This is a genomic window from Neisseria flava (genome assembly GCF_982712965.1).
On sequence record NZ_CEXQBZ010000041.1, the window covers coordinates 1 to 11,362 of the forward strand.

The 11,362-nt window shown below is 48.2% G+C and carries 5 protein-coding genes and 1 pseudogene; 4 read left to right on the plus strand and 2 right to left on the minus strand.

Annotated elements, in window-relative coordinates; all coding sequences use genetic code 11:
• Positions 1 to 3 precede the first annotated feature (3 nt).
• Positions 4 to 219 (minus strand): hypothetical protein, encoded by a 216-nt coding sequence (locus AC5M9B_RS02870; protein ID WP_487648224.1) that lies wholly within the window; start codon positions 217 to 219, stop codon positions 4 to 6.
• 97 nt (positions 220 to 316) lie between these two features.
• On the opposite strand from AC5M9B_RS02870, the gene AC5M9B_RS02875 reads away from it, so the two are divergent.
• From AC5M9B_RS02875 to AC5M9B_RS02885, 3 genes are all read left to right on the plus strand, one after another.
• Entirely contained in the window at positions 317 to 619 is a 303-nt protein-coding gene (locus tag AC5M9B_RS02875; protein ID WP_487648225.1) for a hypothetical protein, read from the plus strand.
• A gap of 271 nt (positions 620 to 890) precedes the next feature.
• The gene (locus AC5M9B_RS02880) at positions 891 to 4,238 is read left to right on the plus strand and encodes an STY4851/ECs_5259 family protein (RefSeq protein ID WP_487648226.1); all 3,348 of its coding nucleotides are present in this window, start codon (positions 891 to 893) and stop codon (positions 4,236 to 4,238) included.
• A gap of 2 nt (positions 4,239 to 4,240) precedes the next feature.
• Positions 4,241 to 10,402 (plus strand): DEAD/DEAH box helicase, encoded by a 6,162-nt coding sequence (locus AC5M9B_RS02885; RefSeq protein ID WP_487648227.1) that lies wholly within the window; start codon positions 4,241 to 4,243, stop codon positions 10,400 to 10,402.
• 68 nt (positions 10,403 to 10,470) lie between these two features.
• On the opposite strand, the pseudogene AC5M9B_RS02890 reads toward AC5M9B_RS02885, so the two are convergent.
• Positions 10,471 to 10,645, minus strand: a pseudogene (locus tag AC5M9B_RS02890) (IS1595 family transposase); the annotation flags it as partial.
• Between AC5M9B_RS02890 and AC5M9B_RS02895 the strand changes: the two are divergent.
• Positions 10,631 to 11,287 carry a hypothetical protein gene (locus AC5M9B_RS02895; protein ID WP_487648228.1) on the plus strand — a complete coding sequence of 219 codons (657 nt, stop codon included), beginning with the start codon at positions 10,631 to 10,633 and terminating at the stop codon, positions 11,285 to 11,287. The pseudogene AC5M9B_RS02890 and the gene AC5M9B_RS02895 overlap by 15 nt on opposite strands.
• Positions 11,288 to 11,362: the final 75 nt, after the last annotated feature.

The window sequence follows — 11,362 nt, forward strand, 5'->3', positions numbered from 1 at the left end:
CAATTAGGGGCGAAAACAGCCGAAAACCTGTGTTTGGGTTCCGGCTGTCGGGGGAAGGGCTTTTTTGCAAAGGTCTCGAGCGATGTGCGCCTGAAATTGCGCGACGAACCTTATCTGCGGGCGGGCAAAACCGTGCAAATCAACGGTCGGACCTTTGTCGGCGGCACGTTGTTCAGCAACTTCAGGCATCACCAAGTCAGCACCCAACAGTTTGAGCAAAACTGCAATCTGGCACAGGTTTCCGTGGCCGATTTCGCCTATATTTTTGATTACTTGCCCAACAGCCAAAACGAGCGGCGCATCACGCCCGAGGACTATGTCCGTCCGTCTGTACAACGAAGAATGGGCGTGGATACAGCGGTTTCGCGGTGCGCCCGACACCATTGTCCTGACCCACTTCCCACCGAATGCAGCCTGCACCGCCCCGCAGTTTGCCGAATCGCCGCTCAATCCCTATTTCATCAACGATGTCGATTTGACCGGGCTTTGCCTACTGGTTTGCCGGACACACGCACACAGCGATGGACGCAGAAATTCAAGGCTGCCGCGTGGTCATCAACCCCTTGGGCTATCCCAACGAAATCGGGTGCAACGGTTATCGGGACGGGTGCTTGATTGAAGTGTAGTGCTTGCAGGGATTGAACGAAAACATCAACGAATTGGTACGGCAGTATTTCCTGAACAGAACGGATTTCAACGAAATTAACGACGCCGAAATTTGCTGCATACAGGAGGTATTGCATAACTGCCCAGGAAGATGTTAGCTTGTTAAGATAATAATATGTTGTTTTTATTTATTCTTATCAAATTGACCTATCTGCTGCTCTTGAAAACCAAATGTGCGTGTGTACTGATATAATTTCCACTTAAGTCAACCACAAATCGTTACCATGAAAACTAAGCTAGCAACCCCTTTTAGTAACTGGTTATCACTTTTCTTTTTAAACCGAGACCCGCTTAATCCTACACCGGATGGCAGACCCCTTTATGCTTATGCCGTTACCGAGCATGAATACCGTGAACTGTGCGCATTATTGCGTCGTGATCCTTCCTTAAGATCGGGCTCTTCTTATCAACCACGTTATCAAGAATGGTGTGCCTGTTATTGTATGGCGGTCAGTGAAACTTATCGGCGTCAATATTCGGGTAGCGAATGGAATTGGGCATTTTTCGATAATGCAACAGGTACGCGATTTGATAATGAACAGCAGCGTTACAAACATTTGAAAACCGGGTTGAAATATTGGAAGAGACAATGGAAACATGATAATGTCGGTAATACGCGTTATCTTGGTACATTAATTGCCGAAGGTGGGCTGCCATTAAAAATGCTTGCGGCTAACAATAACGCATTTCATGACGTTATTGATTATGGCCTAAAAAAGTATCGGGAGAGTGTGGAAACTTTTCGTCCTTTGGAAGAGTATATTACTGAAAGAGTATATAGACTGGCGCAAGTATTCCATGATGCTGCGGCTGTTGTTCTATTTGCTGATACAGTCAAAGCTTTATCCGAACTCGCTGAACAGTTTGACCTGAAGAATGAACTTAATCCAGTCGAATACCTAGATAAGGCAGATAGTGGTTGGCGCTGTCATTTTCCTTTTGCTTTGGATGGCAACCAGGCAGATGCCGTCATCAACTGCTGGTTGGGTAATGCGGCAGATGAACGCCAAAAAATGGCGAAGCAAGAATTTTCCTGTCAGCATTATGTCAAGGAGGGAAGTTGGTGCTTGCATGTTAAAATCGGGTTGCCTGAAAAATTTAGTTTCCCTATTCAGAATTATCAGGGTAAAACGGTCTTACAATGGCAGATTTTTGAAGGAGAAACGCCAGTTGCCCAAATGGGGGCGACGGCGTTTGCCTCTCTCAGCGATACAGGTAGCGAGCTGACATTCAAGCTTCCTTTTGGGAAACAGATTGATTTTGTCCGCAAGCAGACTGGTTTGCCCTTGTCTATGCGTGTGTTTGCGGGTGGGCGGCTGATTTATACCAAGCTGTTCGAAGACACGGCGTTTGACGAAGATGCGCCACTAGTGTTTTGCCCTGGCCAAGATCAATGCTGGCAACTGTTTTCTACCAATGAGTATACACGCAGCAAAGATGAGAATTTTCTGATTCGTTTGCCCTTTGGTTTCAAACTATCTGAAAACGCAAAAGTCACCCGTTTGCAAGAGCAGTGGTTCAAGTGTTCGGGCAGCCTGGCAGCGCGGCATGAAGACGGACGTGAAATTATCGTTGCTATACGTGCGGATACGATGGGGCAAACCAGTTTGCGCGGTCGGCTGTTTTACCGTTATCAGAATACGGACGGCCTGCCCGTGTATCGCGGTTTTCCTACTCTGCAAATGCCACCCGACCTGTCACTAACACACATCAAAATCAACGGCAAAGGCCAATCAAATATCTGCCCGAACTATTATGGTACATTTCAGGTAGCCTTTTACAGTGATAAAATCTGTTTGTTGCGGCGCAGAATCACTGTCCTGCCTGAAGACTTTTCCCATACTTGGCAAGCAGCAAGCGGCAAACATCCCGCCATTTTAAATGTTGACACCTCCGAGAATGTTTCCGTTGCTGCCTTTGCTGATCATCTCAATATCACACAAATCCATTCCCGATTTACCTGCCAAGCTGAGGGCAGTAATTATCCATCCCACATTATTCTTGCCGTTGGCAGCAACTCCACCCAAGCAGCACGATTGAAGCTGCCGCTGCCGTTTGATGGTGCGTATCTTTATGATGAAAATGGCAGAATCGACGATTGTCGTCTGAATATCAATCAACTGTCAGGCAAGTGGCTGATGGTGTATTCGTCTTCATCGACCAGCATGGAGCTGGTTTTCAAGTTATCGGATAACACATATAGCTGCCCTATCTCTATCACCGAACGTCTGCCAGCAGGTGGTTCGGTGCAGCAGTTTTTCTTAGACCAATGGAAGCCCCAGCTTTTGCAGCTTTTGTCGTGTAGCAGTAGCCAAGACGCCAAGGTGGAAATTACCGTACACCGTATGGGTTCAGACAAATCGCTGATACGGCTGGTATTGTCACGCTACAACGGCCTGATTGTGTGGAACAACCAATTTCATCGTTTTGGAGGATTGGAAGAAACCGATGCGCTGCACGAAAGTTTCGTTATCAAAAAACAGGTGGCAAACGAATATGCCAGCCCCGAAGCAGTAGTGAGCATCATGCGGTTGGACGCGCCCGAAAAAGGCGCGCAACGGCTGCCCGAAAGTACAGAATTTGTTGGCGGCAGATACAGCCTGATGTCCTATGATGCGGGGTTGTGGCTGATTTACCCCGCGTCCGAATCACCTGTCCAATTCCGCCCCGCCATCTTTGACAACAGCGGCGAAGAATTTACTGAGCCATCTGAACATCATTCCCTGCATACTGCTGCCCGCGCCTTCCATCCGATACACAATCCCGAAGCCATCAGCCATATCATTACAGAAATGGCGGGGAATCCCGAGCATGCAGGCTGGTGGTATTTTGAGAGCCTGAAACAGCATTTTTCCCATCTGCCACTGTCAGTATTTGAAACATGGAAGGCCTTGGCACAACAGCCGAAAACCTTGGCTTTGGCAGTTTTGCGTTTAGGGCTGGATGGTGTGTTTTGCGAGCGGATACGCAACGAACTGGCTGTGGTGTGGGAATGGTTAGCGATACAAGACTGGTTTGCCGCCGTAGATGCTTACCGCCCGTATTCCCGCGCCAAAATTGCAGCAGCAGGTTTGAATCCCGATGATGCTCCTTTAACCAAAAACTGTATTCCTCAAAATGTGTTGTGCCATGATGAGATTTTGCACTGCTATGTGTTTAGAGGCTTTCTTTCTGAAATGGAAATGATGGTGGTAGAGGGAACAATCTGGGAGATTTTTCACAAGCAACATGATTCGCGCTACAACCGCCACTACAATGCATTGCGTCAAAATGAAAACTTACGGATTCCTGAAACGCTTTCAGACGGATTGCAACAATGGTTAGACAAACAACAAGGCTCATTTTTCGACCAAGTACGCCGCCTATCTAAAATTCATTTTGACCGTGCTGCCGTCTGGCTACCCGTTTTTACCGCCTGTGTTAAAACCGGTAAGGCGCGTCCTAACGACATCAGGCCGTCTGAAATGACAACCGCGCAGTTTGCCGATGCTTTTTACCGTATTTATGCTTTGGACGCAGAATGGTTCGATTACGTCTGCGCCACCCTGAGCTGCCATTTGATGAGTGAATAACAATGAATACCGACCCCATGCAACAAACCCTGTCCGGCCTGATAGAGCAGAGCCTGAACCGCATCAAGGAAGCCACCATCGGTGTATTGGACATTACGGATGATAAATTGCGCGGCCACCTGCGCCAACTGATCAACAACGAATTGGGTAACGAAAACTGCTTTCTTGCCGATCCTGTCGTCGAACAGACTTTCGGCTGGGAAAGTGCGGACTGCACCTTTGCCGATTTGGCAGAGCAAAACCTGTTTTCTGCAAAACTTACCGATGTGTTGGCCAAAGCCGACAATTATGATTTCCCCAAAACTGCCCGCCCTTACATCCACCAATTGCAAGCATGGCGGCATCTTTTGGCCGATACACCCCAGTCTGCCATCATTACCAGCGGTACGGGTTCTGGCAAAACCGAATGCTTCATGATTCCGATATTGGAAGACCTGATACGCCGACAAACGCAGGAAAACACAGCGCTGGTTGGCGTTCAGGCTCTGTTTCTTTATCCGCTCAACGCCTTAATCAATTCGCAAAAGGAACGCTTGGACGCATGGACGAAGCCCTTCGGTAACAAAATCCGCTTTTGCCTCTACAACGGCAACACCAAAGAAAGTGCCGAGCCGCGAGACAAAGACCAGCCCAACCAAGTCCTGTCGCGCGAACTGCTGCGTAAAGAACCACCACCTATCCTGCTGACCAACGCCACCATGCTGGAATACATGCTGGTGCGCCAAGCTGACGCGCCGATATTGGAAAAATCGCGTCAGGCGGGTTCGCTGCGTTGGATTGTCTTGGACGAAGCGCACAGCTATATCGGCTCACAGGCGGCGGAAATTGCTTTGCTGCTACGCCGTGTGGTGCACGCTTTTGGCAAGCAACCCGAAGATATCCGCTTTGTTGCCACATCCGCCACCATCGCCTCCGACAAAGCGGCAGACGAACTGCGCCGCTACCTCGCTGACTTGGCGGGTGTGCCCCGGGAGCAGGTACTGGTGGTTTCCGGCAACAGAGACTTTCTACCGATTGGAGTTGCCGATGGCAGACAGAGTCTGACAGACATCGTATCCATTACAAATGAAACCGAACGCTTTACCGCACTGTGCCGCAGTGCAACCGCAACCACCTTGCGCAACTGCCTGACAGCAAGCACTCAGCCCTATACGTTGAACCAATTGGTACAGGCAACGCAAGCATATCTGCTTTCAGGTAGCCTTTATGAACGGCAACGCGAAGTATTGGCCTGGCTGGATGTCATGACTCAGACAAAACCGTCTGAAAATGCCGAACCATTTTTGAAGCTGCGCCTACATCTGTTCCAAGCCATGCTGCACGGTTTGTGGGCATGTGCTGACCGCCATTGCAGCGTAAAAGAAGGGTATCTGGAAGATTGGGCATTCGGACAGGTTTATCTCAACCGCCGCGCCAAATGTGATTGCGGCGCTCCTGTGTACGAACTGGTACTGTGCCAAGATTGCGGTACGTCGCACCTAATGGCGCAGGAGAGCAACGGTATTTTGCACCAGCACGACACCCGCATCACCGATGAGTTCGCACTCAATCCCGAGCCGGTAGACAATGATGAAGAAAACAGCGGAACTGACGGCGTGGACGGCTCTAACCCAATTTCAGATGGCTTGCAATTCACATCTCACAACAAAGTGCTTGCCGCTGCAGCCGATACGCTGTCTGAAAACTATACGGCACAGAAAATCGACAAAACAACTGCCGAAATCGGCGTACGGCAGGGTGAGACTTTTGAGTTGGCTTTGGATTTCTCCCTGCATGCCTGCTGTTCCGCCTGCGGCAAAGAAAGCCGAAAAACACCGTTTTATCATCAGAAGTATTTGGGCGCACCGTTTTACGTTACCCACGCCGTGCCGACTGTATTGGAATTTTGTAGGGACGCCGAAAACAACCCGCAATCGCTGCCTGCGCGCGGACGGAGATTGATTACTTTTACAGACAGTCGCCAAGGAACGGCGCGAATGGCGGTGAAAATGCAGCAGGAAGCGGAATATTCTAAATTGCGTGGTATGGTGTTTGATGTATTAGTGCAGGAAACAGGCAAAGCGGAGATCATGCCTCCCGAGTTGGTTACACTGATGCAAGCTAATCCTGCGTTGTCAGGACAAATTGTATGGAGAGGTTCGAGTGGTAAAAAAACTCATCTTACTTGGGATGATATGTACCACGCACTGCGCGACAAAGCAGAGATGACGCAAGATTTACTGCCTTACAATCGTGAAGCCAATCCCGTCATGTTTGATGATCCCAGTGGCAACGGGGCAGAAAAACTGGCAGAGTTGCTGCTGGCTCGAGAATTTATCCGCCGCCCGCGCAATGCCAATAGTTTGGAAACCTTGGGCCTGGCAATGGTTTACTATCCCGATTTGGACAAAATTAGTACGTTACCCGACGGTTGGGCGGAAACACGCGTTTTGAATCAAGCCAACAATCCAAGCAAACCGCTGAATTTGGATGATTGGAAAGCATTTTTAAAAATGCTTTTGGATTTTCACGTCCGTGAAAATTCCTTTACCAATTTGGATGAGCAGAAAAAACGATGGTTGGGCAAACGCTTTTCGGGGAAATCCCTGCTGCCGCCCGATACCAGAGAAAAGCAGACTTCGCGCAAACGGGGTTGGCCGCAAATTCGAGATAAAGACCCGCAGCCTCGAGCCGTCAAGATTTTGCAGGCGGTTACAGGGTTGGATATTCGAAACCCTTTAGCCAAACACAAAATCAACTCGTGGTTGAAAACAGCGTGGAAACAGCTCACTATAGACAGCAACATCCTGCGCCCCGATGCTGATGCTTGGAAAATGCCACTTTCGGCAATGGCGTTCAGGCTACCTGAAAAAGAAATGTGGCTGTGTCCGCAAAGCCACCGCCTAATCGACACCACTTTACGCGGCGTGTCGCCTTATCTACCGCGCAACTGGCAGGAAATGCCGTCTGAAAAGCTGTTTTGCAGCAAAATCGAATTGCCCGATTATTACCGCTTCAAACAGGATGCTACTGCTGAAACACGCCGTAACCAAATGCGCCGCCTGTTGGCACAAGACGAAGACGTCAGTCGCCTGCGCCAAAAAGGCTTGTGGAGCAATTTGAGCGACAAAATCATAGAAGGAGGTTTCTACTACCGCACAGCGGAACACTCTGCCCAGCTTGCATCCGCACAACTGGTAGCATACGAGAAAATGTTTAAAGACGGCAAAATCAACGTATTGAGCTGTTCTACCACCATGGAAATGGGCGTGGATATCGGCGGTATGGCGGCGGTAGTAATGAATAACGTACCGCCGCATCCTGCCAATTACCTGCAGCGTACTGGTCGTGCAGGACGACGCAGCGAAGCAGCGGCGGTGGCTTATACATTGTGTAAAAACGATCCGCACAACCGCCGTGTATTTGCCAACCCGAAATGGGCATTCACTACGGTCATTGCCGCGCCGAAAGTATCGTTAAGCTCGGCAAAAATCGTCAGCCGTCATGCTCATTCACTCCTGCTGGCAGAGTTTCTCGCCACACGCAGTGACACGGGCAAAGACAGTACCAAATTGAATACATCATGGTTTTTCCACCCGACAAAACAGGTTTGGCAGCAGTTTTGCGACTGGATGAACTCGTCGCAATGCACAGCCGATCAAGCCATTGCCAAACTCACGACAGGCACGGCTTTGGCGGGCGTGCCTTTGGCACATATCAAAGAGCGCGCCGTGCAACGGCTGACGGAGATGGCGGAAAACTGGCAGACTGATTTCCGCAGCATCAACTACAAAATTAATCAAACCGACAATGATTTATACAAAAAAGCCCTAAACCGCGAGAAAAAACTGCATGAAAATGAAAACTTGCTCGGCCATCTGGCGGTAAATGCCTTTCTGCCCGGCTACGGTTTCCCTACCGACGTAGTGGAAATGAAAATCCGCAAAATGGAAGACTTACGCCGCGAACGACAGAATCGCGAAGACAATCTGTTCGTCCGTAAAGAAAATCCCAGCCGCAGCTTGGATATTGCCCTGCGCGAATACGCGCCCGGTTCGGAAATTGTATTAGACGGGCGCGTGTATCGTTCGGCAGGCATCAATCTGCGTGTAAAATCAGACGAACAGGGCAAAAACGAAGCCCAACGTTTCGACACCGCATGGCGCTGTAAAAACTGTGGAACATCAGGTGTGGCACGTTACAAATACAGCCATGACGACATCCGATGTTACTGCTGCGGCGAAGCTGTTCCGTTTACCGAACAACAAACTGTGCTGACTCCAGCAGGCTTTCTGACCGATTTTTTCGAAGACAGCGGCAACGATGTTTCCAGCCAAACATTCGTTCCCACACACGCGCCCAGGGTACAACTGAACGGCACAATCACTGCCCTGCCGCAGCCCGATTGCGGCGAAATCCGCTACGGCAGCGGTGGCGAAGTGCTGTTCCGTTCTGGCGGTAAACATGAAAACGGTTTTGCCGTCTGCATGAGATGCGGGCGTGCGGATTCCATGACCGAAGACAACGAACTGCCAACCGTATTTTCAGGCGATTACCACAAGACTTTGGGTGGTGGTTTGGATATGGGCAGCAAAAAGAAAGACTGCCCCAACAGCAATGTGCAGCACAACATCCACCTGAGCCACCGTATCCAGACTGATGTATTGGAAATTGCCTTGAAAAATCCACAAACAAAAGCATGGCTAGACAGTGGAAACAAGACTGCCGCCCGCACGATTGCCGTAGCCGTGCGCGATGAAATTGCCGCCTGTTTGGGCATAGAAACCACTGAAATGGGCTATGCTGTGCGTGAAGATAAGGATTTGGAAACAGGTACAGTTCGTTGCTTGATTCAGATTTACGACCAAGCTGCAGGAGGAGCTGGTTTCGTCTTATCTGCCGTAGATGATATCAACGGTATCCTGAGCCGTGCTTTAGACCGTCTGAGTTGTCCCGCCGATTGCGGTAGCGTATGCCAGCACTGCCTAGCGGGAGGTGATGGTAATGTAGAGCGTGAGGAGCTCGATCGTCATCAAGCTTTGCAGTGGCTTGAAGAAGCGAAATTTAATCAACATTTGAAACTGCCTGTAAGTATTTCACGCATTGCTGGCAGTCGTTATTGTGCACGTACACCCATTGCTGAACTGGAAAAACGTATTCTGGAAATGCAGGGAAGTAGACTCCTGATTTTTGTCCACCAAATTGACAATAATTGGGATAGCCCTGAAATTAAAGCACAAGTAATGAAATGGCAGATGCTGTATCAGATACAGCCGGTATTCTGTTTTACCCAAGCTGCTTGGATAGATGACAACAACATCCGAGAGCTGTTCCATCCGTTCATACAGGCTGGCTGGCAGGTTGCCATCGCTTCTGCCGATGTAGAGGGTACAATCTTAGCTGCTCAACTTTCAGACGGTATTCATACCACTAGTCTGCTGCATATACAGCCTGAAGAAATATTTTCCAGACATACCAAAGCATTGTTTACTAGTGAGTGTTTGTCAGAAGTAAATACCACACTAATTGATACAGAAAATTGGTTTTCGCAAAAAGGTGGGAAACTGATTAATTTGAATCACGAATTAGATGGAAAACTAGATAGTTTTGGCGCAAGGATGCTGGCACTGATAGACAAGCAATATCCATTGTCATTACAAATTAAAAAAGATCCTATCACGGCTGTGGTTTATACTGATCGATATCTGAAAAGTCCGTTAACATTATTGATATTGGATAGTGTTATTAAGGAATTATATTGCTTGAATAAAAAACCATTTTCTACCTTGGAGTTAAATATATCATCAACTAGGCAAACCTATCAAAATAGTGAATATTTATGGCATGACTGGCAAAATAGTAACATGCAACAAGAAGTATTTAAACAATGGTTTTCTGATTACTCTAATAAGATTTCAGTTAATATTATCAAGAGTCAGTTACAGCATGCAAGAATATTAAAATTAATGCATGAATCAGGAGAATTTACTAATATTATTTATGATCAGGGTATGGGTTACTGGGGCAGAATTACCTTGCCACATGCTGAAGCAAGTCTCCGATTTTATCCTTTTGATCAAGATGCATTATTTCAGGTTAGTCATTTGAATAAATGTAAGCAGATAAATACTAATATTGCGACGGATTATGATTGGGATACCTATATCGTATTCAATATCTGCTAATAAATAGGTCTGTCCTAAATAACTAGGATAAATTGGTTTTATTAATTGCTTTAAAATAGGGTAAGAGGCTTGATTTTACTGTTGTTAAAGCGCCATTCACACTCATTCGAAATGCAGCTAAAAACGCTCTTTCAGAATGCTGTTAAACTTGTGTGAGTGGCGTTTTGCTTGGTTCCAAAAATTCTCAATGCCGCTGATATGGTTCTGACGGTTGGCAAATGATTTGGAATGATTGATGCGGTGGCCGACAGAGAGGGGCGGCTGGAAGAGGTGTACCGCGTGGTGAACAAAGCGGGCGACACCGAGCCGACCCGCGCTATCCGTTTGGCCGACGGCCGCTCCTTTATGGCCGACCGCGGCTTTGACGGCAACGTGGGCAAGCGGCACTTGATGCAGCTGGGGCAATTGCAGATGCAACGGGCGGTGGCAGATGATTTGTATCAGGCCTATCAGAGGTTGATTGCGACCAACCGGCCGCAGAAGCAGCCTGCATTTGTTGGCGTGTTCGGCCTACACACTTTGGATGAGTTGGCCCGCCGGCAATACGACATCACCGCCACCGCTGTGATGCCTACCGACGGCACCGCCATCAACTGGGGCGGCATCGAGGACGCCAAAATCTCGCTGATGCCCAACGTACCCGGTGCCAAACCTACCAGCTACCTCGGCTTTTGCGTATGGCGATTGATACGCAGCTGGAAGGGCAGGCGCGGCTGGTGGCTGGTTATGTGCTCACTGTTGCTCGATCGTTTGGAGGAAGAGACTCTGAAAAAATATGAGCGATATATGAAGATTCCGGAAAAATTTTTCTCGGGAGGTAAAACTTTTATTGTTTTACCTCCCAAATTTTTTGAAATTATAGGTCTGGGGAAAGTGGAGTTATGATGTGTTATAGAGATTGCTTTTTTTGTTTAAAGCGCATACTTATATTTATATATATAATATAAATACCTATTATAA

Bases quoted from the DNA above. Each gene is read 5' to 3' on its own strand.
- AC5M9B_RS02875 (WP_487648225.1), top strand. From the start codon at position 317: ATGTCCGTCCGTCTGTACAACGAAGAATGGGCGTGGATACAGCGGTTT.
- AC5M9B_RS02880 (WP_487648226.1), top strand. From the start codon at position 891: ATGAAAACTAAGCTAGCAACCCCTTTTAGTAACTGGTTATCACTTTTC.
- AC5M9B_RS02885 (WP_487648227.1), top strand. From the start codon at position 4,241: ATGAATACCGACCCCATGCAACAAACCCTGTCCGGCCTGATAGAGCAG.
- AC5M9B_RS02895 (WP_487648228.1), top strand. From the start codon at position 10,631: ATGATTGATGCGGTGGCCGACAGAGAGGGGCGGCTGGAAGAGGTGTAC.